This window comes from Streptomyces sp. NPDC056503 (assembly GCF_042794995.1).
GTDB lineage: Bacteria > Actinomycetota > Actinomycetes > Streptomycetales > Streptomycetaceae > Streptomyces.
This window is the reverse complement of record NZ_JBHTST010000137.1, coordinates 1-23,430: the sequence shown is the minus strand read 5'-3', so window position 1 is coordinate 23,430 and position 23,430 is coordinate 1. Positions and strand designations below refer to the sequence as shown.

24 protein-coding genes are annotated in these 23,430 nt (G+C 71.5%); 19 read left to right on the top strand and 5 right to left on the bottom strand.

What is annotated here, in order from left to right; translation table 11 throughout:
- Positions 1–59 precede the first annotated feature (59 nt).
- Positions 60–1,568, bottom strand: a complete 1,509-nt coding sequence (locus ACFQ8C_RS30375; protein WP_383463579.1) for an MmgE/PrpD family protein — start codon at positions 1,566–1,568, stop codon at positions 60–62.
- A gap of 302 nt (positions 1,569–1,870) precedes the next feature.
- Between ACFQ8C_RS30375 and ACFQ8C_RS30370 the strand changes: the two genes are divergently transcribed.
- The 5 genes from ACFQ8C_RS30370 to ACFQ8C_RS30350 all read left to right on the top strand — a co-directional run bounded on the left by ACFQ8C_RS30370 (position 1,871) and on the right by ACFQ8C_RS30350 (position 6,909).
- Positions 1,871–2,782 (top strand): class I SAM-dependent methyltransferase, encoded by a 912-nt coding sequence (locus ACFQ8C_RS30370; protein WP_383463576.1) that lies wholly within the window; start codon positions 1,871–1,873, stop codon positions 2,780–2,782.
- Complete coding sequence (locus ACFQ8C_RS30365) at positions 2,775–3,737, top strand: diacylglycerol/lipid kinase family protein (RefSeq protein WP_383463573.1); 963 nt, start codon at positions 2,775–2,777, stop codon at positions 3,735–3,737. The genes ACFQ8C_RS30370 and ACFQ8C_RS30365 overlap by 8 nt, the downstream gene beginning before the upstream one ends.
- Positions 3,738–3,838: 101 nt before the next feature.
- Positions 3,839–5,305 (top strand): DHA2 family efflux MFS transporter permease subunit, encoded by a 1,467-nt coding sequence (locus ACFQ8C_RS30360; RefSeq protein ID WP_383463570.1) that lies wholly within the window; start codon positions 3,839–3,841, stop codon positions 5,303–5,305.
- Between the two features lie 40 nt (positions 5,306–5,345).
- A complete protein-coding gene (locus ACFQ8C_RS30355; protein ID WP_383463567.1) occupies positions 5,346–6,047 on the top strand; it encodes an SGNH/GDSL hydrolase family protein in 702 nt (233 codons plus the stop codon).
- A gap of 169 nt (positions 6,048–6,216) precedes the next feature.
- The gene (locus ACFQ8C_RS30350; RefSeq protein WP_383463564.1) at positions 6,217–6,909 is read left to right on the top strand and encodes an SGNH/GDSL hydrolase family protein; all 693 of its coding nucleotides are present in this window, start codon (positions 6,217–6,219) and stop codon (positions 6,907–6,909) included.
- Between the two features lie 60 nt (positions 6,910–6,969).
- Here the strand turns inward: ACFQ8C_RS30350 and ACFQ8C_RS30345 are convergent, their stop codons facing one another.
- On the bottom strand, positions 6,970–7,605 hold the full coding sequence (locus ACFQ8C_RS30345) for a TetR/AcrR family transcriptional regulator (RefSeq protein WP_383463562.1): 636 nt from the start codon (positions 7,603–7,605) through the stop codon (positions 6,970–6,972).
- A 91-nt stretch (positions 7,606–7,696) separates the two neighbouring features.
- A complete protein-coding gene (locus ACFQ8C_RS30340) occupies positions 7,697–8,383 on the bottom strand; it encodes a ScbR family autoregulator-binding transcription factor (protein ID WP_383463559.1) in 687 nt (228 codons plus the stop codon).
- Positions 8,384–8,542: 159 nt separating this feature from the next.
- On the opposite strand from ACFQ8C_RS30340, the gene ACFQ8C_RS30335 reads away from it, so the two are divergent.
- Positions 8,543–9,484: a BTAD domain-containing putative transcriptional regulator gene (locus tag ACFQ8C_RS30335; RefSeq protein ID WP_383463556.1), complete on the top strand. Its 942-nt coding sequence runs from the start codon at positions 8,543–8,545 to the stop codon at positions 9,482–9,484.
- Positions 9,485–9,635: 151 nt separating this feature from the next.
- Here ACFQ8C_RS30335 and ACFQ8C_RS30330 read toward each other — a convergent pair whose 3' ends face one another.
- Positions 9,636–10,649, bottom strand: coding sequence for a bifunctional lysylphosphatidylglycerol flippase/synthetase MprF (locus ACFQ8C_RS30330; protein WP_383463553.1), 1,014 nt, complete (start codon positions 10,647–10,649; stop codon positions 9,636–9,638).
- A 299-nt stretch (positions 10,650–10,948) separates the two neighbouring features.
- Between ACFQ8C_RS30330 and ACFQ8C_RS30325 the strand changes: the two genes are divergently transcribed.
- From ACFQ8C_RS30325 to fabI, 12 genes are read left to right on the top strand one after another with little or no spacing between them, the layout of a single operon-like run.
- A complete protein-coding gene (locus ACFQ8C_RS30325) occupies positions 10,949–12,505 on the top strand; it encodes an aldehyde dehydrogenase family protein (protein WP_383463550.1) in 1,557 nt (518 codons plus the stop codon).
- A 35-nt stretch (positions 12,506–12,540) separates the two neighbouring features.
- On the top strand, positions 12,541–13,683 hold the full coding sequence (locus ACFQ8C_RS30320; protein WP_383463547.1) for an acyl-CoA dehydrogenase family protein: 1,143 nt from the start codon (positions 12,541–12,543) through the stop codon (positions 13,681–13,683).
- Positions 13,684–13,694: 11 nt separating this feature from the next.
- Positions 13,695–14,987: an aspartate aminotransferase family protein gene (locus ACFQ8C_RS30315; protein ID WP_383463543.1), complete on the top strand. Its 1,293-nt coding sequence runs from the start codon at positions 13,695–13,697 to the stop codon at positions 14,985–14,987.
- Positions 14,980–15,495 (top strand): type II toxin-antitoxin system RatA family toxin, encoded by a 516-nt coding sequence (locus tag ACFQ8C_RS30310; protein WP_383463540.1) that lies wholly within the window; start codon positions 14,980–14,982, stop codon positions 15,493–15,495. The genes ACFQ8C_RS30315 and ACFQ8C_RS30310 overlap by 8 nt, the downstream gene beginning before the upstream one ends.
- Before the next feature lie 3 nt (positions 15,496–15,498).
- Positions 15,499–15,981: a hypothetical protein gene (locus tag ACFQ8C_RS30305; RefSeq protein ID WP_383463538.1), complete on the top strand. Its 483-nt coding sequence runs from the start codon at positions 15,499–15,501 to the stop codon at positions 15,979–15,981.
- The gene (locus ACFQ8C_RS30300) at positions 15,978–16,544 is read left to right on the top strand and encodes a flavin reductase family protein (protein ID WP_383463536.1); all 567 of its coding nucleotides are present in this window, start codon (positions 15,978–15,980) and stop codon (positions 16,542–16,544) included. Before ACFQ8C_RS30305 ends, ACFQ8C_RS30300 begins: the two co-directional genes overlap by 4 nt.
- Complete coding sequence (locus tag ACFQ8C_RS30295) at positions 16,541–17,500, top strand: VlmB-like protein (RefSeq protein ID WP_383463535.1); 960 nt, start codon at positions 16,541–16,543, stop codon at positions 17,498–17,500. Before ACFQ8C_RS30300 ends, ACFQ8C_RS30295 begins: the two co-directional genes overlap by 4 nt.
- 28 nt (positions 17,501–17,528) lie before the next feature.
- Entirely contained in the window at positions 17,529–18,536 is a 1,008-nt protein-coding gene (locus ACFQ8C_RS30290) for a beta-ketoacyl-ACP synthase III (RefSeq protein WP_383463532.1), read from the top strand.
- Positions 18,537–18,582: 46 nt separating this feature from the next.
- Complete coding sequence (locus ACFQ8C_RS30285; protein WP_383463529.1) at positions 18,583–18,822, top strand: acyl carrier protein; 240 nt, start codon at positions 18,583–18,585, stop codon at positions 18,820–18,822.
- The gene (locus tag ACFQ8C_RS30280) at positions 18,822–20,072 is read left to right on the top strand and encodes a beta-ketoacyl-[acyl-carrier-protein] synthase family protein (protein WP_383463525.1); all 1,251 of its coding nucleotides are present in this window, start codon (positions 18,822–18,824) and stop codon (positions 20,070–20,072) included. The genes ACFQ8C_RS30285 and ACFQ8C_RS30280 overlap by 1 nt, the downstream gene beginning before the upstream one ends.
- On the top strand, positions 20,069–20,788 hold the full coding sequence (fabG, locus tag ACFQ8C_RS30275; RefSeq protein WP_383463522.1) for a 3-oxoacyl-[acyl-carrier-protein] reductase: 720 nt from the start codon (positions 20,069–20,071) through the stop codon (positions 20,786–20,788). The genes ACFQ8C_RS30280 and fabG overlap by 4 nt, the downstream gene beginning before the upstream one ends.
- A complete protein-coding gene (fabI, locus tag ACFQ8C_RS30270) occupies positions 20,789–21,559 on the top strand; it encodes an enoyl-ACP reductase FabI (protein WP_383463519.1) in 771 nt (256 codons plus the stop codon).
- 84 nt (positions 21,560–21,643) lie between these two features.
- On the opposite strand, the gene ACFQ8C_RS30265 is transcribed toward fabI, so the two are convergent.
- A complete protein-coding gene (locus ACFQ8C_RS30265; protein ID WP_383463516.1) occupies positions 21,644–22,216 on the bottom strand; it encodes an RNA polymerase sigma factor in 573 nt (190 codons plus the stop codon).
- A gap of 342 nt (positions 22,217–22,558) precedes the next feature.
- On the opposite strand from ACFQ8C_RS30265, the gene ACFQ8C_RS30260 reads away from it, so the two are divergent.
- Positions 22,559–23,430: acyl-CoA carboxylase subunit beta (locus tag ACFQ8C_RS30260; protein ID WP_383463513.1), on the top strand; the 872-nt coding region annotated here is incomplete at its 3' end.

Here is a 23,430-nt window from a genome sequence, read left to right as displayed (position 1 = left end):
GAGGAGCCCGGTGTGATCACCGGGCTCCTCCCCTCGGTCGTCCGCCGGGGCCGTGAGGCTCAGGCGGTCTTGTCGAAGATCAGCGTGAGCAGGCGCGCCACCTCGTCCGCCGAGGCCTTCTCCAGACCGTCGATCCCGTCGGCGAACTCCTCGCTGCCGCCGGTGCCGAGCCACTTGTCCCGCACCACTCCGGCGATCGGCGGCCGGTCCTCGCCGCCGCCGATGGCGCCCATGGGCACGTGCAGCTCGCGGCTGACCCGCCGGCCGTCCTTCAGGACGAGGTTCACGCGCGCGCCGGTCACCTTGCGGGCGTCGCTGAAGTCGACGCTCGGGGCGGGCAGGTCGCCCACCAGGTCGACGAGCCACTGCCCGTCGCCCTCCCAGCCGGCGCCGAACTGCCGCAGCCACTCCTTGCCCGGCGCGCCGGCCTGCCGCAGCGCCTCGCCGAAGGGCACCTCGCAGTGGAACAGGTCGCGCGTCATGGCCTGGTCCAGGCGCACCTCGACGCGGTCGGCGAGCGACCACCGCTCGGTGTCGGCGAGCCCCTTCTCGGTGAAGTCGTCGGTGCTGAGCTGCCCGGTGAGGAGGGCGGTGGCCAGGGTGTACCGCAGCGAGAACACCAGCGCGCTGACCGGGGAGACCGGGCCCCGCAGGTACTCGGCGGCGCGCCGCTCCACGATCGCCGTGTACAGGGAGGTCTCGACGCTGACCTCCTCGATGTCGTCGGCGCGCAGCGGACGGTCCGGCGTGGACAGCTCGTGGTGGAGCTCCAGGCCCACGTCGATGGCGGAGTCCATGCCGGGGCCGCCGGGGTGCACCTTGAAGGAGGTGGTGCGGGTGTGCCAGCGGGTGCCGAGTCCCGCCACGATCGCCTGGGGGAGCGGGACCGTGGCGAAGCGGGAGAGGAAGCCCTCCGGGTGCTCGAAGATCACCCGGCTGCCCGCCAGACCGGCGGCCGAGGCGTCGCAGGCGTCCAGCCCGACGCGTACCGGCGTCGAGGCGCCGAAGAGCTTGGCGTCACCGTCGAGGAAGCCGACCGGCACGGTGCGGGGCGGCAGTCCGAAGCCGAGGCCGAGGGTGTCCACCCAGCGCTGCGCCGAGGCGTTCTCGCCGCGCAGCCGCCCGGCTATGGCACCGGTGACGTGGGTGAACGCGGCGCTCTGGCCCCGGAAGGGTCCCAGCGTGGTGGCGGCGGTGATCCGGGCCGCGGTCTCGTTGGCGACGATGATCGAGGTGAGCAGCTGCTCCCCGGTGAGGCCCTGGCTGACGGCGTAGGCGAGGGGGACGGTCACGGTCGAGTTGGACAGGTGTCCGGCGTAGGCCGTGTCGTCGAAGTGGAGCCAGGAGCCGAGGCTGGCGAGCACGAAGGCGGAGCGGGCCGGGTCGTCCTGGAGGGGCTCGCCGAAGGCCTGGACGAACCGCCGGCCCAGGGGGTGTTCGAGGCCGGCCCGTGCGGCGGCCAGCTGGGACAGGATCTGGAGTTTGGCGGTGGCGACGACGTCGTCCGGTACGTCGTCGAGGCGCAGCGCGCTCGCCCATCCCGCCAGCTCTTCCGTGAGTGTCGTCACTGGGTCTCCCTGGGTCGTCGCGGTGCTCTCGCCGCCGTGTTTCCGGTGCCTACGTGTGTCTTACGCGCGAGATGCCCGCACCCCTCAACTCGGCGGCGCGAGATGCCCGCACCCCTCGACTCGGCGGCGCGAGATGCCCGCACCCCTCGACTCGGCGGCGCGAGATGCCCGCACCCCTCGACTCGGCGGCGCGCGGGCTCCGCCGAGACGGCGGGCCGTCTTTTTTGAGGGGTGCGCCGCCGGCCCGCGTAACTGGAGTGTTCGTCCCTCCACCCGCACCCACACTGAGTGAGGCAACTGCCGTGACAGCCGCACTTCCGCCCACCCGCCTGCAGTCCGGGACGTCGAGCGAGACGGCCCACCTGACCGCGCGCGCCCGCGCCGCCGACGCCGTCATCGAGCCCGGCAGGCGACTGCTCGGCGACACCTTCGCGCACCTCTTCGTCACCGTCCCGCCGCCCGCCACCTCGCAGGAGGCCCTGGACCGGCTCCAGCTCCTGGACGGCGCGCACGGCGGCTTCATAGCCGAGATCCTGCTGCGCCAGCGCTACTTCGAGGACCTGGTCGCGCTCGCGGTCGACGCGGGGGTGCGCCAGGTGGTGCTGCTCGGCGCCGGATACGACACCACGGCGCTGCGCTTCACCGGCTCCGAGCCGGTGCGGTTCTTCGAGGTGGACCACCCCGCGACGCAGCGGGCCAAGCTGGAGACGCTCGCCGCGGCGGAGCTCACCTCCCCGGTCGTCTCGGTGCCGCTCGACTTCACCTCGGGCGCCTCGCTGCGCGAGGAGCTGGTCGCGCACGGCTTCGACACGGAGGAGCCGTGCGTCGTCGGCTGGCTCGGGGTGACCTTCTTCCTGCCGCCGGAGGCGTGCAGCGCCACCCTCGCCGACCTGGCGGACACGGTCGCGCCGGGCAGCCTGGTGCTGTTCGACTACATGGACGAGTCCGTCGTGGACGGCACCAGCTCCTACCAGGGGGCGCTGACGATGGCGCGCCAGGTGGCCGAGCAGGGCGAGCCGTACATCAACGGCCTGACCCCGCTGACGGCCGCCGAGGCCGCCCGCGCGGCGGGCTTCGAGCCCGTGGAGCAGCTGCGCGTGAACCAGCTGGTCCGCCGTTACGGCGGCACCGACCCGTACTGCAGCGACGACGACTTCATGGGCCTGGTCACGGCCCGCCGCACCGAGCGGGAGCCGGGCGGCCGCGGTGAGTGACACGGGCTGGGCGGCACGCGCCCTGCTGATCGCCAACCCCCTCGCGGGGGTCGGCGATCGCCGGCGGATCGACGAGGCGGTGGCGCACTGCGAGCGTCTGGTGCCGCACCTCGACGTGGTCCTCACCGAGTACCGGGGCCACGCCGAGGAGACGGCGGCGAAGGCCGCCGCCTCGGGGGCCGACGCGGTGGTCGTGCTCGGCGGGGACGGCACGACCCGTGAGGTGGCGTCGGGGCTGGCCCGCGCGGGTCTCGCCGAGCCCGGGGGGAAGCGGCCCGCGATGCTCAACCTGCCCTTCGGCAGCGGGAACTCGTTCTTCCGGGAGATCTGGGCCGACGTGCCCTGGGAGCGGGCCCTCGACGAGGCCCTGTCCGGTGGGCGGCCGCGGCTGCGCCGGGTGGACATGGCGCACATCCGGGAGACCGACGTCCTGGCGCTGCTGGGCGCGGGGGCGGGTCTGGTCGCCGACACGACGGCGGTGGCCGCCGGGATGCTGGACGTCCCGGGCCGTGACCGGTACCAGCAGGCGCTCGCCCAGGTCATGAGCGCGTACACGCCGTACGAGGGGCGGGTGAGCGTGGACGGGAAGGTCGTCCACGAGGGCCCGGTCGTCCTGGTGAACATCGGCGGCGGCCGCTACCGGGCGGGCCGGTTCAAGCTGATGCCGGAGTCGGTGATCGACGACGGTCTGCTCGACATCTGCGTGGTGGGCGGGGAGATGGACGTGCTCCAGCTGGCCGGGCTGACCCGGGACGGGAGTCACGTCGGGCAGCCGGGCGTGGTGTACGAGCGGGGGTCCCGTTTCGTCATCGAGCGTGCCGACGGCGAGGGGCTCACCTTCGAGCACGACGGCGAGCTGTGCGCGGGCGACGCCTCCCGCTACACGGTCGACGTGCTGCCCGGTGCGGTGTCCGTCCTGGCTCCGGCGCGCCAGGAGTTGCGGGCCGAGCTTTAATACCTACTGTTGGTATGTGATGTGGGTCACGTCCCGGAGAGTGCGTTGACACCCGTCTGTGACGCTCAATACATTCCTACCAACGGTATCTAAGAAAGGGTGTGTGTCCCGTGGCTACCACCGATGTCGGCGCTCCACAGCGGCGGTCAGCGGCGTCGTTACTTCTCCTGGCGTCCGGAGCTTCGTTCCTGGCGGTGCTCGACGTCACCGTCGTGAACCTGGCGATGCCCGACCTGCGTGAGGACTTCACCAGCGCCGCGTTCAAGGACCTGTCATGGGTCATCACCATCTACGCGATCGTCTTCGCGGCCCTCCTGGCCCCGGCGGGACGCCTCGCCGACGCCCTGGGCCGGCGCTCCCTCTTCCTCGCCGGCATGAGCATCTTCACGCTGGCGTCGGTGGTCTGCGCCCTCTCGCCCAACCTCACCGCCCTGCTCGCGGCCCGTGCGGTCCAGGGCCTCGGCGCCGCGGCGATGATCCCCGCCTCGCTCGCCATCGTGCTCATGGACTCCCCGCCGGAGAAGCGCCGCGCGGCCATCGGCCAGTGGAGCGCCGCAGCGGCCATGGCCGCGGCCGTCGGTCCCGCCCTCGGCGGCGTCATGGTCGACACCTTCGGCTGGCGCTCGCTCTTCCTGATCAACATCCCCTTCGGCCTGTACTTCCTGTACGGCGCCACCGGGCTGCCGCGCACCGCGGGCATGGGCACCGAGCGCAAGCTCCCGGACGCCCTCGGCACCGTCCTGCTCGGCGCCGGCGTCGGCCTCCTCTGCCTCGGCATCAGCAAGGGCAGCGAGTGGGGCTGGAGCGAGACCTCCAGCCTGGTCTGCGTCATCGCCGGCCCGGTCCTGATCGCCCTGTGCCTGTGGCGCTCCGTCAAGCACCCGGCGCCCGCCCTGGAGATCTCCCTCTGGAGCAACCGGACCTTCGCCCTGGCCAACGCCGCCGCGTTCTTCTACGGCATCGCGCTCTTCGCCTGGCTCCTGGTCGGCGTCCTGTACGTCACCCAGGTCTGGGGCTACTCCGAGCTGAAGGCCGGACTGGCCATGACGCCGGGCGCGTTCGCCGCCACGATCGTCGCCATGCGGGTCGGCAAGCTGCCCCCGACGTACGGCCCCAAGCTCGCCACCGCCGGTGGCGCGGTCATCCTGGCCGGCACGGGCTTCCTGCTCGCCTTCACCCTGCCCGACCACTCGATGTTCCTCGCCTACTGGCTGCCGCTCGGCATCCTCGCGGGCGTCGGCATGGGTGCCATCACCACCGGTACGGCCACGGCCGCCGCGCTCACCGTCTCGCCGCTCCGGTTCGCCGGCGCGACGGGCCTCAACCAGACGGTCCGCCAGATCGGTGGCGCCCTCGGCATCGCGGTCCTGGCCACCACGGTCTCCGGCAGCCTCAAGGACGTCGCCGACTTCGAGCGCATCTACCTGATCGCCGCGTGCTCCTCGGTCGTGGTCGCCCTCCTCGGGCTCGGCCTCACCATCAAGCTGCCGCCGACCCCGCCGGCCGCCACGCCCCCCGCGCAGCCCGCCGGTGAGCAGAAGACCCCGGCGACCGACGCGGCGAACTAGCCCGGCACCACCGCCTTCCCATCCCAAGGAGAAGCCAGCCATGACGAGCACGGAGTCGCCCGCGGATCACACGAGGGAGCTGGAGGACCCCCACGTCCTGACCGTGGAGGAGATCACCACCCTGCTCCAGGGCGCCCCCTGGGCCCGGTACGCGGCCATCGGCGACAGCATCGTCGAAGGTGTCCGCGAACCGGTCGAGGGATACGCCGACCTCGGCTTCGCCGACCGCGTCGCGGACGGCCTGCGGCTGATCAACCCGCAGCTCGAGTACCGCAACTTCGGTGTGCGGGACCTCGGGGCCGCGAAGATCAGGGCCACTCAGCTCGACCAGGCGCTGGACTTCAAGCCCGACCTCGCCGTCGTGGTGGCGGGTGGGAACGACATGCTGGGCAAGCACTTCGACACGGCCATGGTGGAGACCGAGCAGGTCCGCATGGTCTCGGCGCTCCGCAGCCGCGGCTGCACCGTCGTGACCATGGGCCTGTTCGACAACACCTGGACGCCGTACGTCGCCGACAAGTACCGGGCGGCGATGAAGGAGCGGATCCGGCAGTTCTCCGACCTCACCCAGGCGGTGACCCAGCGGCTGGGCGGTCTGCACGTGGACCTGCCCAGCCACCCGGCCGGCAAGGAGCTGATCTTCGCCTCCGACGGCCTCCACCTCAACGCGCGCGGACAGGCGATCACCGCGACCGAGGTGATCCGCACGCTCGGCGCGCACCTCGCCGCCGAGAGGGCCTGATCCCGCCGTCTCCCCCGAGACCCGGTCCCGGCAGGCGCGCGACCGCCTGTCCCCCGCAGCGGTACGCCGCCCGCCGGGGCCGCCGAGCTCCTCCTTCCGGAGGAGCTCGGACTTCGGCATGTCCGGAGGATTCCCATGTGCAGGACGCAGACAAGGAAGGTGGGACACCGTGGACGCCATCTCCGCCGACGAGCGGCGTGACCCCTACAGCATCGCCCCGGGCATGGCCGCGGAGCTGCTCGCGCAGGCGCCCTGGCGACGGTTCGTCGTCCTGGGCGACGGCTTCGCCGAAGGGCCGGGGGAGCCGTGCGAGGGGTACGCCGACGCTCCCTGGGCCCACTGCGTGGCCGCCGCGCTCCGCTCGGCCCACCCGGACCTGGCCTATCTCAACCTGGCCCAGCGGGACCCGATCGCCGCGGAGGTGCGCGCCCGGCAGCTCGGCAAGGCGCTGACCTTCCAGCCCGACCTCGCGGCGGTGGCGGCGGGCGGCAGCGACGTGCTGCGCGACTCCTTCGACGCCGACGCGACCGAGGCCGAACTGGCGCGGATCATCGCGCCGTTGAGGGACGCGGGCGTCGACGTCGTCGTCCTCGCGCCGTTCGGCAGGGGGAGTACGGGGACCGCGCCCAAGGACGTCCTGCGCCGGCGGCTGCGGCTCCTCGCGGAGCGCACCTACGACCTGGCGCTGCGCAACGGCGCCATCCACGTCGACCTCAGCGCCCACCCCGCCGACGCCGACCCCGGGATCTTCGGCGCGGACGGCTGGCGCGTCAACGCGCGGGGCCACGCGATCGCCGCCGCGGCGACGATCCGCCGGCTGGGCGTCCACCTCGGGGTGCACGGCCCGACGTCGCGGCACTGAACGCCCGAGGCCTCCTGGCACACCCAGGAGGCCCCCATGGCACGGCCCGCGGCCCGGGCGTCACGGCTTCAGGGTCGACGGCATCCGCTGGACGGACTCGAAGAGCAGCCGGAACTGGCTCAGGGTGGATTCGAGGAGCTCGTCGGTGTCGTCCGCGTGCGCCATGGCCATCGCGGCCTCCACCTGGGCCCCGTAGATCATCGAGGCCAGCGACTCGATCTCGTGCCGGTGGTACCGGTCCTTGCCCAGGGCCTGGGAGAGGCCGTAGGACATCATGCGCCGGCAGTCGGCCCTGATCTCGCGCATCGCCTCCCACCCCAGGGCGCCCGGGGCGTCGATGAGGGTGATCCGCTGGGTGCTGGGCTCCATGGAACCCACCAGGAATTCCCGAATTCCCTGGAACAGCGCTTCCCAGGGGTCGTTGTAATGCGAGTACTTCTGGGCGATCGCACTGGAGAGGTCCTGCTGCTCCCGCTCGTACACCGCGCGGAAGAGCTGTTCCTTGTTCTTGAAATGGTGGTAGAACGCGCCCTTCGTGACCTCGGAGGCCTCGCAGATGGCGTCGAGCGATGTGGAGGCGTAGCCGTCCCGTGCGAAAAGCTTCCGCGCCGAGGCGAGAAGCTGCTGCGTGGTCGCGGAAGAGCGCTCCTGCTGCGTACGGCGCCCGGTTCTTCTCGCCACCGTCTGCTGAGTCATGGTCCTGCGCTCCTTCCTACGACCGGCTTGTCTAGGTTACGTACCGATAGCATGAATCTGCAATGGGGTGGGGGCCGGAGTGACGGACGGGTCAATCACGTTTCTCCGGCACGACTTGACCACCATTTTGCAACCCCCGCCCCGGGCCCGTGCGGGGCTCGCCCACCGCGCCCGCTTCTCTGGCAAGTTCGATGCGGTCGAGGGCCTCGGGCGTCGCCACGTACGGCAGCAGATGGCGCAGGAACGAGATCACCCGCTGCCCCAGATCGGCCCCGTCGGGCAGGATCTGGGCGGCGAGACGGGCTCCGGCGAAGGCACCGACCAGGAGCTCCGCGGTCTCGGCGGCGGCGACGTCGGGACGGAGCGCCCCCTGCCGGTCCGCCTCTTCGAGGAGGTGCTGATAGCGCCCGGCCCAGGCGAGATACGGACGCTGGCGTTCCGCCGTGTCAAGTCCCTGTTCCAGACATAAGCGAAAGCTGCCTCGGGCGATGGGGTCGTCCTCCAGCTGGCGGGCCGTGGCCAGCGCCCGTTCCTTGAGTTCCTCGAGCTTGTACGGCAGTGGCCGCCCGGTCGCCGAGCGGGTCATCCACTCGTCCAGGACGGCGCTCGCCACCTCGTGTTTCGAGGCGAAGTGGAAGTAGAACGCACCCCTGGTGACACCGGCCCGCGCGGCGATGCCGACGCACGTCGCGGCCATGTAACCGCGTTCGGCGAACTCCTCCGCCCCTGCCTCCAGGATGAGCCGGCGGGTTCTGGACGCCCGATCCTGTTTCGCCATACATCCTCCTGTCGATTTATGGATGGATTACGTCAGGCCTGGGCGGCCGGAATATGACGTTCAAACAGCCGAATTTTGGCCGGATCTCGCCTTGTCGGCCTGAAAGAGCCCATCGCGGCCCAGAGAAAAGGGGGTTGTGCTCAAAACCAGCACGTGTGTATGTTCTGGAATCGACAGGGGGTTCGATCTATCGCTCGTCAGGGAGCGACGTCGCGCCACTCGGTCCGGAAAGGCATGGTTGGCTCTTTCTTTTCTGACGTTTCCATACGTGCGGACGGGTTCAATGTAACACGTTCTCACGTCAGTTCCGAAGCGCGGGGGATTAAGGTGCATATTGGACTGCTCGGACCATTAACCGTAACCGATCAATGCATTCCCATAGATATTCCGGGAGAGAAGCTCAGGGCCATTGTCGCGACCCTGGCTCTCACGTCCGGAACGACGGTTTCCTCATTCGCCCTCCTCGACGAGCTCTGGGGCGAACAGCCGCCGCGCAGTGCGGCGAACTCCCTGCAGGGCCACATCGCCCGGCTGCGCAGGTCGCTGGTGCAGCACAGCGGCAGGGAGGAGATGCGGAAGGTGATCCGGACCTCGGGGTCCGGCTACATGCTGGCCCTTCCGCCCGAGAACGTCGACGCCTCCCGGTTCATCGTGGACGTCGAGCTGGCGGGCCGCCTGAAGGCCCGCGACCCGGAGAAGGCCATCGCCCTCCTCACCAAGGCCCTCGACACCTGGCGGGGGCCGGCGCTCCTCGACACCGGGCACGGCATGATCTGCCGCACCGCCGCGGCCCGCCTGGAGGACACCCGGCTGATGGCCAGGGAGCTCCTCATCGAGGCCAAGCTGGCCCTCGGCAACCACTACGAGGTGGTGTCGGAACTGGAACAGCTGCTCGCCCGCCACCCCCTCAGGGAGCGGCTCTGCGAGCAGCTGATGATCGCCCTGTACCGCTCGGGCCGCCAGGCCGACGCGATCGGCACCTTCCACCGGGTGCGCCAGCGGCTCTCCGCCGAGCTGGGCCTGGAGCCGGGCCCCGGGCTGCAGAACACCATGGCCGAGATCCTGCGCCAGGGGCCGAGCCTGCTGCACCAGGTCGGCTGAGGACGGGCCGGGCCGCACGGGAGACCGACCCCCGTGCGGCCCGCCGGCGCGCGCCCCGGGCCCGGCGGCGCGTACCCGCCGGTGTGTGCCCGGCGGCGCGTGCCCGGGTCGGGAGGCCCGTACCCCGGGCCGCCGGCCCGGGATCCGGTCGTCAGATGGACTTGGTCACGCGCAGGATCTGCCAGATCGCCCCGAAGCTCGCGCCGCCCTGGAAGGCCAGGTACTCGGGCAGCACCAGGTGCGGCGCCCACTTCTCCTTGTACGCCAGCTGGGTCGCGGCCGGATAGACCGAGCCGCCCTTCTCCGCGAGCAGCCGCATGAACTTGCCCGTCAGCGGACTGTGGCCGGGGACCTCGCACTCCGGGTCGAGGCCGGTGAACGGCGTGAAGCCGAAGTGCAGCCACTCGGCGCCCTCCTCCACGAACCGCTCGATCGCCGCCGCGTTGATGGCCTCCATGACGCCGGGCATCACGTCGGGAAGCCGCCGGCTCAGATCGTGCAGCCAGCCCGGCCGGCTGCCGAAGGCGGGGGAGTAGGAGATGTAGGCGACCGGCTTGTCCTCGACGAGTGCCACGAACAGCCGGCGGTGTTCCTGCACCGGGCCGCCGATCTGCCCCACCAGGAATTCGATCTCCTTGACGTGCTTGCCCTTGGAGCGGAGCCAGTCCCGGTCGATCGACTCGACCCGCTCCCTGATCTCCCCCTCGTACGGCACCTCGCGCACCTCGACGCCGCTGCGCTTCGCCCGCGATATCTTGTTGCGCAGCTTCACGAACTTCGAACCGCGCAGCGTGAATTCCGGCAGATGCACCGAGTAAGAGGAACCGACCTGGTTCACGGTGAAACCGGCGTCCGCGAACAGTCCGACGTCCGTCTGCTGGAGCTGGATACCGACGATCCTGCGCCGCTGGGCCCGCGCATACGCCTGGAACTCGTCGAGCAGCGTGCGCTGCCGGCTTTCGTCGGCGAACGCGCCGCCGAACTGGATGAAGTACCGGCCCGCCCTGCGATAGGTGATGACGCCCTCGCCGGAGCCCTGGAAGTACTCGTTCCCCTCGTTGACCGCAAGGAAGGCGCTGGGATTGTCGCCGAAATCCCGGATCGACTTCAGGACTGACTCCAGTTTTTCCTGTGTGCCTTGAGAAGACTCCATCGACTGGCTCATCAGCCCACTCCATCGTCATATCGCCTAGGGGTGTGCGGGAATATAGCAGCAGTCGGCAAAGAAGCGCTGAAATGGCTGTATCAGTGAGATCTAAGCGGGCTCTCAGGGGGCTCTGAAAGCATAGTCGGCGAGGCTAGCGCTGATAGGCTTTCAAATGATGAGGAGTGTCCGTGGGCAGTACACAGCTGTCTCGAACGGTGTCGCAGAACGAATCTGCTCCACCCCAAAAGGCTGATTCTCTGCGCACCTATCACTCTTATGTGGGGGGTGAGCGGCTGGAAAGCGCCGAATGGGTATACGTGCTGGATTCCAGCACTCTGCTCGACGACGTTTTCACCAGCCTGACGCTCAAGCGGAAACTGGAGCAGGGGCGGATCTCGGCCGAGGACCGGCGCGATGTCGTCGTCGGCCGGGTCGCCAAGGCCGACCGGGCCACCGTCCAGAAGGCGATCGACGCCGCCGCGGAAGCGGCCCCCGCCTGGGGCGCCTTCCCCCTCGACGACCGCATCGGGCGCTTCGGCGCCCTCCTGCACGACCGGCTCGCCGAGCGGGCCGAGGAGATCGCGGAGATCCTCGTCCAGGAGGGGCATCCGCTGATGCTCGCCCAGTGGCAGGTCTCCGGGATGCTGGAGTGCTTCAGCCCCGAGTCCAACGCCTTCTACCGCTCCCAGATGCTCCAGGAGTTCCACCGCGGTGAGCGGCGGCTCCAGGTGCGCCGGCAGCCCGACGGCGTGGTCTGCCTCAACCCGCCGCAGAACGCGCCGCTCTCCAGCGCGCTGCTCGGCGTCACCGCGATCATGGGCGGCAACTCGCTGATCGTCCGCGCCCCGCGCAGCGGCCCCCTCGGCGTCATGTACGTGATGCAGGAGATCGTCGCCCCCGCCCTCGAGGAGCTCGGCGCCCCGCCCGGCACCCTCAACGTGGTCTGCGGCGACCCCGGCCCCATGCTCTCCGCCTGGCTCGCCAGCCCCGACGTGGACGACATCATCTACTTCGGCTCCAGCGAGAACGGCGTCAAGTTCGAGGCGCGCTGCGTCGCCGAGGGCAAGAAGCCCATCCTCGAACTCGCCGGCAACGACGTCGTCACCGTCTGGTCCGACGCCGACATCGACCTGGCGGCCGAGGCGCTCACCGAGAGCTTCTACGGCTCCGGACAGCTCTGCATGATCCCCAACCAGGTCCTCGTCCACCCGGACGTCGCCGACGAGCTGATCGCCGCGCTGGTCCGCAAGGTCGGCCACATCCGGCCCGGCTACCCGAACGAGCCCGACGTCCTGCTCACGCCCGTGCTGCGGAACGAGAAGTTCTTCACCTGCCTGGAGGACGCCCTGGCCAAGGGCGCCGAACTGGCCTGCGGCGGGCACGCCATGCAGCTGGACGAGAGCCGCGACCCCAACGGCATCTTCCTGGAGCCGACCGTCATCGTCGTCCGCGGCATGGAGCACGCCCGCGAGATCGAGGCCGTCGCGAACGAGACCTTCTTCCCGCTCCTGCCCGTCATCGTCGCCGAGCCCGCCCCCGACGGCGAACTCCTGGAGCGCTTCATCGACTTCGTCAACTCCAACGCCTACGGGCTGCGCAACTCCCTGTGGTCCCAGGACTCCCAGGTCGTGGACCGCTTCCTCGCCCGGGTGAACAACGGCGGCCTGCTCAAGGTCAACGACTCCCACATCGGCTTCCTGCCCTGCCTGCCCACCCACGGCGGCACCGGGCTCACCGGCGGCGTGTTCGGCGAGGCCAACTACCCGATCCTGCGCACCTCCCACGTCCAGGGCGTGAGCATCTCCACCGGCTCCCGTCCGCGCGACGCGGTCTTCGGGGCCTGGCGGACCCTGCGCGAGAAGAAGACCTCGTAACCACCCCCCGCAACCCGCCTCTGCCAAGGAGAACCATGCGTGCACTGGATGACGCCCGCGCGACCTGCGAGCGCTATCTGCCCGGACTGCTCGACGCGCTCGCCAAGCACTCGCTCGAGGAGCTGGAGCGGCCCGGCAGCCCCGCCATCGGACTGTTCCGCTCGCACGGCGGACCCGCCCTGGTCATCCCCAAGACGTACTCCGGCCTCGGCGCCGGCCCCCGCGAGGCCGTCGACGTGACCCGGGCGCTCGCCGCCGCGTCGCCCTCGCTCGCCGTGGCCACCACCATGCACCACTTCTCGGTCGCCACGCTCTTCTCGCTCGCCGACAGCCTCCAGTCCAGCGGCGTCGAATGGGCCCTCCTGGAGGGCATCGTCGAGCAGAACCTGCTCGTCGCCTCCGGCTTCTCCGAGGGCAGGACCGGCCGCGGCATCCTGGAGCCCTCCATGGAGGCCCGCCTCGACGAGGGCGGCAAGGGCTACCGCATCAACGGCTCCAAGAAGCCGTGCAGCCTCTCCTCCTCCATGGACCTGCTCACCGCCAGCGTCGCGCTGCCCCGCCCGGACGGCAGCGCCGAGATGGCCGTGCTGCTGGTGCCCCGCGAGAGCGAGGGCCTCACCGTCCACCCCTTCTGGTCCAGCTGGGCACTGGCCGGCGCCGAGAGCGACGAGCTCCGCCTCACCGACGTGCTCGTCGACGAGCAGCAGGTCATGCGGACCGAACTCGGTGACAGCGGCGAGCTGGACGAGCTCCAGACCGTCGGCTTCATCTGGTTCGAGATGCTGATCTCCGCCTCCTACCTCGGCATCGCCAGCGCCCTCACCGAGCGCGTCGTCCGCGCCGGACGCGGCTCCGACTCCGAGCGGGCCCAGCTCGTCACCCGCCTGGAGACGGCCGGCCTGCTCCTCGAAGGCGTCGCCCGGATGATCGAGGACGGCGACAAGGACAACGCCGCCCTCGGCAAGTCCCTGGTCGCCCGCTTCGGCGCCCAGGACGCCATCGGCGACACCGTCCGCAAGGCCGTCGAACTCCTCGGCGGCATGGCCTTCATCGGCAGCGGCGACATCGGCTACCTGGCGGCCGCCTCCAACGGCCTCTCCTTCCACCCGCCGTCCCGCTCCGCCTTCGCCGAGCCCTTCGTCGAGCACATCGCCGGCAAGCCCCTGCGGCTGGCCTGAGGAGCCGACCCATGACCTCGACCACCGACACACCCGCGTACGACCGCGAACACATCGGGCGGCTGTACCGGGCCAACCTCAGCAAGGGCCGCGCCACCCTCGGCGAGCTCTTCGGCGGCCACATCGAGGCCGAGTCCGAAGGCCCCTGGATCGTCACCGCCGAAGGCCGCCGCTTCCTCAACTGCGGCAGCTACGGCGTGCTGATCACCGGCGCCCGGCACCCCACCGTCGTACGCCACGTCACCGAGCAGCTGGGACGCCACCCGGTCGCCAGCCGGGTCTTCCTCGAACCCCAGGCCGCCCTCGCCGCCGAGGCCCTGGTCGCCAAGGCCCCCGCCGGCCTGGAGCGGGTGCACTTCGCCTGCTCGGGCGCGGAGGCGGTGGAGACCGCCATCAAGATCGCCCGCACCCGGGGCAAGGACCAGCTGATCGCCACCCACGGCGGCTACCACGGCAAGACCACGGGCGCCCTCAGCCTCACCGGCAAGGACGTCTTCCAGGAGCCCTTCCGGCCGCTGCTCCCCGGCGTCCACCACGTGCCCTACGGCGACGCGGACGCCCTGGAGGAACTCCTCAGGACCATGCCCGGGCGGGCCTGCTTCGTCGTCGAACCCGTCCAGGGAGAGGCCGGCGTCGTCCTGCCGCCGCCCGGCTACCTGCGCGCCGTGCAGGAGCTGTGCCGCACCTACGACGCCTTCCTCGTCCTCGACGAGATCCAGACCGGCCTCGGCCGCCTCGGCACCTGGTGGGGCGCGGACGCCGAGGGGATCACCCCCGACCTGCTGCTCGCCGGCAAGGCGCTCGGCGGCGGCATCCTGCCGGTCTCCGCGGTCATCGCCACCCCGAAGGCCTTCACGGCCTTCGACAAGGACCCCTACCTCCACACCTCGACGTTCTCCGGAACGCCGCTGGCCATGGCCGCCGTCCGCGGCGCCCTCGCCGCCATCGAGGAGGACGGCCTCGTCGACCGCGCCCGCGACCTCGGCGCCGAGATGCTGACCACCGTCCGCGAGATCGCCCACCGCCACTTCGGTCCCGTGGTGCGCGAGGTGCGCGGCCGGGGCCTGCTCATCGGGATCGAGTTCGCGATCCCCGGCCCCGCCGGCGACCTCCTCATCGAACTGATCCAGCACGGCGTGGTGGCCAACCACTCGCTCAACTCGCACCTGGTGCTGAGGCTCACCCCGCCCGCCGTCCTCGACGCCGACGACGCGCGCTTCCTGTACGAGGCGTTCGACCGCGCCTGCCGAGAGCAGGCCTCCCGTTACGTACCGACTTTCGAAGGTGACTCCGCCCATGCGTAGTGTCCACGTGGCCGTCGAGCTGCCCGGGACCACCCCGGCCGGGGGGTACGACCAGGTCAAGCAGTTCGCCCGTTACCCCGACCTCGTCCCGGTGGTCCGCGCCGTGACCGTCCACGAGATCAGCGCCGACGAGGAGACCAGCGACTGGGAGGTCTACTTCCGCAACGGCATCCTGCGCTGGACCGAGTCCGACCACTTCGACCCGGACAACCTGACCATCACCTTCACCCAGCTCGACGGCGACTTCGACTCCTTCGAAGGCGCCTGGCGGGTCACCGCCGGCGAGAACGGCTGCGTGGTCGACTTCCGCGCCGACTTCGACTTCGGCATCCCCAGCCTCGCCGGCATCCTCGACCCCGTCGCCGAACGGGTCATCAAGGAGACCATCGCCCGCGTCGTCATCGGCCTCTTCGGCGGCGAGGGCACCGTCCTCGGCGACGAGGCCCTGGCCCAGGCCGTGGCCCTCCCGCCGGCCGGGATCGAGCTCGCCGGCAGCCAGGCGGACTGAGCCGTGGACACCGTCAACCTGTTCATGACCCCCACCACGGCCCGCCTCGTGCGCGCCGAGTACGCCCTCGGGCTCGTCGTCGCCGCGGTGCTCTTCTTCGCCCACCTCGGCGACATCAACTGGTGGGCGTTCGCCGGCCTCTTCCTCTACATCGACCTCATCGGCTACATCCCCGGCGCCATCGCCTTCCGGCGCAGCGCCGACGGCGACATCCCCAAGGGCTACTACGTCGCCTACAACATCATGCACAGCCTGGTCACCCAGGGCCTGGTGGCACTGGCCTGGATCTGGCTGTGGGGCGCCGAGTGGGCGCTGCTCGCCCTGCCCCTCCACCTCTTCGGCGACCGCGCGCTCTTCGGCAACTTCCTGAAGCCGTTCGCGCTCCGCTTCGAACCCGAGGTCCACCCGGCCTACCGCCGGCTCCACGAGGAGTTCTCCGCCCCCGCCCCGGCGCGCGGCGACGACGCACTGCGGACGGCCGTATGACCGGCCCCGGCACCGTCCCGGCCGTCGACCGGGCCGCCCTGACCACCACCATGCGGCACTTCGTCACCGGCGTGGCGGTCCTCACCTGCGGCGACCCCGCCGAGGCCGAGGGCACCACGGTCTCCACCCTGACCGCCATCCCCGGGGAACCCCCGATGGTCAGCGTCGCGCTGCGCCGGGACAGCCGGGGGCTCGCCGCCCTCCTCGCCGCCGAGACCTTCGTCGCCAACGGCCTCGCCGCCGACCACGAATGGCTCGCCCAGCACTTCGCCCGGCGCAGCCGGCCCAGGGGCCTCGCCCAGCTGCCGCCGCGCGCCTGGGCCGAGCCCTCGCCGCTCGGCGTGCCACGGCTCCAGGGCGCCGTCTCCTGGCTCGAATGCCGGCTGGAACGGACGGTGACCATGGGCGACCACGAACTGGTGATGGCACGGGTCCTCAGCGGCTCCGCCAACACCGCCGCCCCCCTGGTCAACTTCGCCGGCACCCTGCACGCCGGCCCGTCCACCGCCCCGCACACCGCGCAGCCCGTCACCCCGACGCATCCCGAAAGGACGCAGCGATGACCTCCCCGCACATCCCCTCCGAGGCGGACTGGGACCAGGCCCCCTCGCTCATGGACGGGGCGCTCAACCTGGAGCTCTCGGCGGCCACCTGCAACCTGGCGTACTGGCTGAACTCCGTCCCGCAGGGCACGCTGCGCGGCCGGATCCTCGGCCACGCCGACGAGGTGCGCCCCCTCGACGTCGTACGCGAGGAGGGCCCGCTCAACTCGGCGATCAAGCAGGAGCTCGCCTTCCGCTCCATCGCCGAGGAGAAGGCCACCCGCGCCATCGGCTACATGGTCGCCCTCGCGCCCGACCAGGACACCATGGAGTTCTACTCCACCCAGCTCCTCGACGAGGCGCGCCACTCGATGGTCTTCCGCAGCCACCTGCTCCAGCTGGGCACCGCCCCGCACGAGCTGACCGCCGACGTGGAGCGGCTCGCCGCCGAGGACAGCGCGGCCATCCTGGAGCCCCTGGAGAACTTCGGCCTCCGGGTCCTCCGCGACGAGCGGGACTTCATCGGCGGCGTCCTCGTCCTCACCGTCCTCGTCGAGGGCGTCCTCGCCCCCGCCGCCGAGCTCAGCGAGCGCAAGTGGCGGGTCTTCGACCCGGCCGCCGCCGACATCGAGCGCGGCGCCGGCATCGACGAGATCCGCCACCTCACCGTCGGCAGCCACATCCTGCGCGAGCACCTGCTGAAGCACCCCGAGGAGAAGCCGCGGCTCCTGGAGCTGATGGCCGAGGGGTACGAGCTGTGGGGCCGGCTGCCCACCACCGCGCAGCTGCTGCGCCGCGAGACGCTCTTCCAGAAGGGCATCGACGAGCACGGCCACCTCCTCGGCGACTACGAGGCCTGGCCCGGCCGCCGGCTGGCCGACACCACTCCCGAGGAGCGGATGGAGACCGGCAAGGCGTGGGCCGAGAAGATGCAGCACACCCGGCTCGCCTACATGGGGCTCGGGGAGGCGATATGACCGCGCGCACCCGGTCCGGAGCCGCGTGATGACGGCGGCGCGCACGGCGGTGGTGTGCGGTCTGGGCACCCACCTGCCGTCCGGGGTGGTGACCAACGAGGACCTGGCGAAGGAACTCGACACCTCCGACGAGTGGATCCGCAGCCGCACCGGCATCGGGCAGCGGCACATCGCCGAGGACGGCACCGCCACCTCCGACCTCGCCGTCGAGGCGGGCCGGCGGGCCCTCAAGTCCGCCTCCACGGACACGGTGGACGCGGTGATCGTGGCGACGAGCACCCCGGACCACATCTGCCCGGCCACCGCGCCGGTGGTGGCGGCCCGGCTCGGCCTCGGCACCGTCCCCGCCTTCGACGTGGCCGCCATGTGCACCGGCTTCGTGTACGGCCTGGCGGTGGCCGCCGGCTTCATCGCGGCCGGCACCGCGCGGAGCGTCCTGGTCGTCGGCGCCGAGACGTACTCCACCATCCTCGACCCCGAGGACCGCTCCACCCGGGCGATCTTCGGGGACGGCGCCGGCGCCGTCGTCGTCCGCGCGGGCGAACCGGACGAACCCGGGGCGCTCGGGCCGGTGATCCTCGGCAGCGACGGCACCGGCAGCGAACTGATCCGGATCCCCTCGGGCGGCTCGCGCGACCCGTTCCGCGCCGCGCACGCCGAGCGGGCCGACCCGTACTTCCGCATGTCCGGGGCGCGGGTCTTCCGCAACGCGGTGGAGCGGATGGCCGAGGCCTCCCTGGAGGCCGTGACCCGGGCCGGATGGGCGCCCGAGGACGTCGACGTCTTCGTCTCCCACCAGGCCAACGTCCGCATCATGAACGCGGTCGCCGACCAGATGCGGCTGCCCCGCTCGCGCTTCCCCGTCCACCTGGACCGGGTCGGCAACACCGCCGCCGCGTCCATCCCGCTGGCGCTCGCCGACGCCGTCACCGCCGGCGGCCTGCGCCCGGGGCACCGCACCGCGCTCGCCGCCTTCGGGGGCGGGCTGACCTGGGGCGCGGCCACCCTGACGTGGCCCGACGTCACCCCCGTCTGACGCCCCGGCGTCCTTCACCGACCACCACCTCCCAAGGAGAACCGTCATGAGCGACACCTACCCGCGCCTCGTCCAGCTGCTGGTCGCCAACTTCGGCTTCGAGACCGACGAGGTCGCCCCCGAGGACACCTTCAGCAAGCTCGAACTGGACTCGCTGGCCCTCGTCGAGCTGACCCTCACCGTCCAGCAGGAGTTCGGCGTCAAGCTCTCCGACGACGACCTCGGCTCCGAGGACACCCTCGGCCAGGCCGTGGAGGTCATCGAGCGCAAGCTGGTGGCGGCCTGATGCCCGACTCCCGCTCGTTCGACGCCGCGGTCACCGGGATCGGCATGGTGACCGCGGCGGGGATCGGGGCCCGGGCGTCCTGGGACGCGATACGGGCCCCCGAGGGCACGGCCGCCTCGGCGGTCCCCGCCCTGGAGGGCACCCCCGCCCACATCGGATGCTGGATCCCCGACTACGACGCCAACAAGGCCATCGGGCGGCGCAAGGCCTGGCGCTACGACCGCAGCAGCCAGCTCGCCCTGACCGCCGCCGCCGAGGCGGTCGCCGACAGCGGACTCGTCCCGGGGGACTGGGACGGCACCCGGGTCGCCGTCGTCCTCGGCAGCGGCATCGGTGGCGCCGCCAGCTGGGAGAAGCAGCACCACGTCCTCCTGGACGAGGGCCCGCTGAAGGTGTCCCCGCTGCTGATCCCCATGCTGGCGGTCAACATGTCGGCCGGCTACGTGGCGATGGAGCACGGCGCCCGCGGCCCCAACTTCGTCACCGCGACCGCCTGCGCGTCCGGCACGACGGCCATCGGCATGGCCCGCGAACTGCTGCGGCAGGGCGTGTGCGACGTGGTCATCACCGGCGGTACGGAGGCGTGCCTGATCCCCTCGATCATCAGCGGCTTCAGCCAGATGGGCGCGGTCACCCGCCGGCAGGGCGACCCGCGCGCGGCCTCGCGCCCCTTCGACGTCGACCGCGACGGCTTCGTCCCCGCCGAGGGCGCCGCCGTCCTCGTCCTGGAACGCGCCGCCGACGCCAAGGCCCGGGGCGCCCGCGTGTACGCGAACGTCTCCGGCTACGGCGCCTCCGCCGACGCCCACCACGCCACCGCCCCCGAACCCACGGGCGCCGGCGCCGAACTCGCCCTGCGCGCGGCCCTCGCCGACGCCGGGATCGCCCCCGACGCCGTGGACCACGTCAACGCGCACGGCACGTCCACGCCGCTCAACGACAAGGCGGAGGCGACGCTGATCGGCCGGGTCCTCGGACAGCGGCCGGCCGTCACCTCCATCAAGGGGGTCGTGGGCCACTCGCTCGGCGCCGCCGGCGCCATCGAGGCGGCCGTCACCGCGCTCACCCTCAGCCACGGGATCATCCCGCCCACCGCCAACCTCGACAGCCAGGACCCCGAGATCGAGCTGGACGTCGTCACCAAGACGGCACGGAAGGCCACCGTGGAGACCGCCGTCAGCAACTCCTTCGGCTTCGGCGGACAGAACGCCGTGCTCGCCTTCACCCGGGCGGGGGCGGAGCGCCGATGAGCGGCCGTTCGATCCTCGTCACCGGCGGCAACCGCGGCATCGGCCTCGCCACCGCCCGCGCCTTCGCCGCCGCGGGCGACAAGGTCGCCGTCACCTACCGCACCGGCGACCCGGAGCCCCTGAGGGCCGAGGGCTTCCTCCCCGTCGCCTGCGACATCACCGACTCCGAGCAGGTCGAGCGGGCCTACAAGGAGATCGAGGAGAGCCACGGCCCGGTCGAGGTGCTCGTCGCCAACGCCGGGGTGACCCGTGACCAGCTGATGCTCCGCATGTCGGAGGAGGACTTCACCTCCGTGATCGACACCAACCTCACCGGAACCTTCCGGGTGGTGCGGGGCGCGACCTTCGGCATGCTGCGGGCCAAGAAGGGCCGCGTCGTGCTGATCTCCTCGGTGGTGGGGCTGCTCGGCTCGCCGGGCCAGGCGAACTACGCGGCGTCGAAGGCCGGCCTCGTCGGCTTCGCCCGCTCCCTCGCCCGCGAACTCGGCTCGCGCGGCATCACCTTCAACGTCGTGGCACCCGGCTACGTCGACACCGACATGACCCAGACCCTCAGCGACGAGCAGCGGGCACGGATCGTGGAGCGGGTGCCGCTGGGCCGGTACGCGCACCCCGAGGAGGTCGCGGCCGCCGTGGCGTTCCTCGCCTCCGACGCGGCCGCGTACATCACCGGAGCCGTCATCCCCGTCGACGGCGGCATAGGCATGGGGCACTGAATGAGCGGAATCCTCGACGGCAGACGCGTCCTCGTCACCGGCGTCCTCCTGGAGTCCTCCATCGCCTTTCACGCGGCGCGCCTGGCCCAGGAGCAGGGGGCGGAGGTCATGCTGACCGCCTTCCCCCGCCCCAGCCTCACCGAGCTCGTCGCCCGGAAGCTCCCCAGGCCCGCGAAGGTGATCGAACTCGACGTCACGAACGACGAGCACCTGGCGGCCCTGGAGGACGCGGTCCGCGCCGAGCTCGGCGGACTCGACGGCGTCGTCCACTCCATCGGCTTCGCGCCGCAGGACGCGCTGGGCGGGAACTTCCTGAACACGCCGTTCGAGTCGGTGGCCACGGCCCTGCACGTCTCGGCCTACTCGCTGAAGTCCCTGACCACGGCCTGCCTGCCCCTCATGCCCGAAGAGGGCGGCGCGGTCGTCGGCCTGACCTTCGACGCGCAGTTCGCCTGGCCGCAGTACGACTGGATGGGCCCGGCGAAGGCCGCCCTGGAGGCGACCTCGCGCTACCTGGCGCGGGACCTGGGCGGGCGGAACATCCGCTGCAACCTGGTGTCGGCCGGCCCGCTCCGCTCGATGGCCGCGAAGTCCATCCCGGGCTTCGCGGACCTCGAAGGGGTGTGGAAGCAGCGCTCCCCGCTGGAGTGGGACCTGGCGGACCCGGAGCCCGCCGGCCGGGGCGTGGTGGCGCTCCTGTCGGACTGGTTCCCCAAGACCACCGGCGAGATCGTCCACGTCGACGGCGGCCTCCACGCGATCGGCGCGTGACCCGGGCCCCGCGCGTACGGACACCGAAAGCCGCCCCGCTCCCGGCGTTCTGCCGGAAGCGGGGCGGCGGTGCCGGTCGTGGGCTCAGCCGTTGGCCAGGCTCGCCCCGTGCCAGCGGCGCAGCCGGGCCCGGGCCCGGGTGAAGGCGCCCTCCGCGGCCTTGATGGAGATCCCCAGATGACCCGCGGCCTCCCGGGTGCTGGTGCCCTCGATACGGGCCAGCACGACGTCGCGCTCCCTGCCCCCCAGGCGCTGCACCTGCTGGAGCATCCACGCCCCCTCGGCGGCCGCGCACGCCGCCTCCTCGGGCCCCGAGGCGGTCTCCGGGACGAAGGCGTGCTGGTGCAGGTACCGGCGGGTGCGCTCCCGGTGCCGGTACACGTCCACGCACAGCCGCAGCGTGATCGAGGTGAGGAAGGGCCCGACCCGGTCCGCGTCGAGGTCGCGGTGACCGGCGGCCCGCAACAGCGCCTCCTGGACACAGTCCTCCGCGTCCTGGTGGCCGGTCAGACGCACCCGGGCCAGTCGGTACAGCCGCTCCCGGTGAGGCAGCAGCAGCTCCCAGCGCTGGGCCAGGGGCGCCTCGTCCCCGCCGTGGCCCCGGCCGTGCGGCAGGGTCGCCACTCCCGGTCCGAGCCGGTCGGTCGTCTCCGCCATCGGCGGGCATTCCCTTCACTCGGATGAAATCGATGAGATCGATGAGATCGGCGGGTACGGGCCGTACTTCCCCGGCCGTCCCTCCCGGCCACCCCCGGCCTCCGGGCCCCGGCCCCCGGGCCTTCCGCACGGTGCACGCCGTGGCTCTCCAGGCGTGCGAACCGGGACAAGATCCACGGTGGCAGAGGGCCCTGGAAGACCGCTTGCAAACCACTGAGACGGGCCTCTCAGCAGCGCTCCACGCCGCTGAAACGGGGGTCTCAGCGTGATGTCAGCCGCACGGCGCACAGTGGAAATCCGGGAAGGGAAAGGGTGAGGGAACTGACTGATACGCGTGGGCGGATGACGGAACTCCGGTCACTCCGCGAGCAGGCGCTGGCGGGCCCCAGCGAGCGTGCGACCGAGGCCCAGCACGCGAAGGGCAAGCTGACCGCGCGTGAGCGGATCGAGCTGCTCCTCGACCCGGGTTCGTTCAGCGAGGTCGAGCAGCTGCGCCGGCACCGTGCGCAGGGTTTCGGCCTGGAGGCGAAGAAGCCGTACACCGATGGTGTGATCACGGGCTGGGGGACGGTCGAGGGCCGGACGGTCTTCGTGTACGCGCACGATTTCCGGATCTTCGGCGGGGCGCTGGGCGAGGCCCACGCGACGAAGATCCACAAGATCATGGACATGGCCATCGCGGCCGGTGCTCCGCTGGTGTCCCTGAACGACGGCGCGGGTGCCCGGATCCAGGAGGGCGTCTCGGCGCTGGCCGGTTACGGCGGCATCTTCCAGCGCAACACCAGGGCCTCGGGTGTCATCCCGCAGATCAGTGTGATGCTGGGTCCGTGTGCCGGCGGCGCGGCCTACAGTCCGGCGCTGACGGACTTCGTGTTCATGGTCCGTGAGACCTCGCAGATGTTCATCACCGGTCCGGACGTCGTCAAGGCGGTCACGGGTGAGGAGATCACCCAGAACGGTCTGGGCGGTGCGGACGTGCACGCGGAGACGTCGGGTGTGGCGCATTTCGCGTACGACGACGAGGAGACCTGCATCGCGGAGGTCCGCTACCTGCTGTCGATGCTGCCGCGGAACAACCGGGAGAACCCGCCGGCCGTGCCCTGCGAGGATCCGGCCGAGCGGCGTTCGGAGGTGCTGCTGGACCTGGTGCCGGCGGACGGGAACCGTCCGTACGACATGCGCAAGGTGATCGAGGAGCTCGTCGACGACGGCGA

Bases quoted from the DNA above. Each gene is read 5' to 3' on its own strand.
- ACFQ8C_RS30320 (WP_383463547.1), top strand. From the start codon at position 12,541: ATGCGTGCACTGGATGACGCCCGCGCGACCTGCGAGCGCTATCTGCCC.
- fabG (WP_383463522.1), top strand. From the start codon at position 20,069: ATGAGCGGCCGTTCGATCCTCGTCACCGGCGGCAACCGCGGCATCGGC.
- ACFQ8C_RS30285 (WP_383463529.1), top strand. From the start codon at position 18,583: ATGAGCGACACCTACCCGCGCCTCGTCCAGCTGCTGGTCGCCAACTTC.
- fabI (WP_383463519.1), top strand. From the start codon at position 20,789: ATGAGCGGAATCCTCGACGGCAGACGCGTCCTCGTCACCGGCGTCCTC.
- ACFQ8C_RS30345 (WP_383463562.1), bottom strand. From the start codon at position 7,605: ATGACTCAGCAGACGGTGGCGAGAAGAACCGGGCGCCGTACGCAGCAG.
- ACFQ8C_RS30300 (WP_383463536.1), top strand. From the start codon at position 15,978: ATGACCGGCCCCGGCACCGTCCCGGCCGTCGACCGGGCCGCCCTGACC.
- ACFQ8C_RS30355 (WP_383463567.1), top strand. From the start codon at position 5,346: ATGACGAGCACGGAGTCGCCCGCGGATCACACGAGGGAGCTGGAGGAC.
- ACFQ8C_RS30265 (WP_383463516.1), bottom strand. From the start codon at position 22,216: ATGGCGGAGACGACCGACCGGCTCGGACCGGGAGTGGCGACCCTGCCG.
- ACFQ8C_RS30315 (WP_383463543.1), top strand. From the start codon at position 13,695: ATGACCTCGACCACCGACACACCCGCGTACGACCGCGAACACATCGGG.
- ACFQ8C_RS30290 (WP_383463532.1), top strand. From the start codon at position 17,529: ATGACGGCGGCGCGCACGGCGGTGGTGTGCGGTCTGGGCACCCACCTG.
- ACFQ8C_RS30280 (WP_383463525.1), top strand. From the start codon at position 18,822: ATGCCCGACTCCCGCTCGTTCGACGCCGCGGTCACCGGGATCGGCATG.
- ACFQ8C_RS30335 (WP_383463556.1), top strand. From the start codon at position 8,543: ATGTTCTGGAATCGACAGGGGGTTCGATCTATCGCTCGTCAGGGAGCG.
- ACFQ8C_RS30295 (WP_383463535.1), top strand. From the start codon at position 16,541: ATGACCTCCCCGCACATCCCCTCCGAGGCGGACTGGGACCAGGCCCCC.
- ACFQ8C_RS30330 (WP_383463553.1), bottom strand. From the start codon at position 10,649: ATGAGCCAGTCGATGGAGTCTTCTCAAGGCACACAGGAAAAACTGGAG.
- ACFQ8C_RS30340 (WP_383463559.1), bottom strand. From the start codon at position 8,383: ATGGCGAAACAGGATCGGGCGTCCAGAACCCGCCGGCTCATCCTGGAG.
- ACFQ8C_RS30310 (WP_383463540.1), top strand. From the start codon at position 14,980: ATGCGTAGTGTCCACGTGGCCGTCGAGCTGCCCGGGACCACCCCGGCC.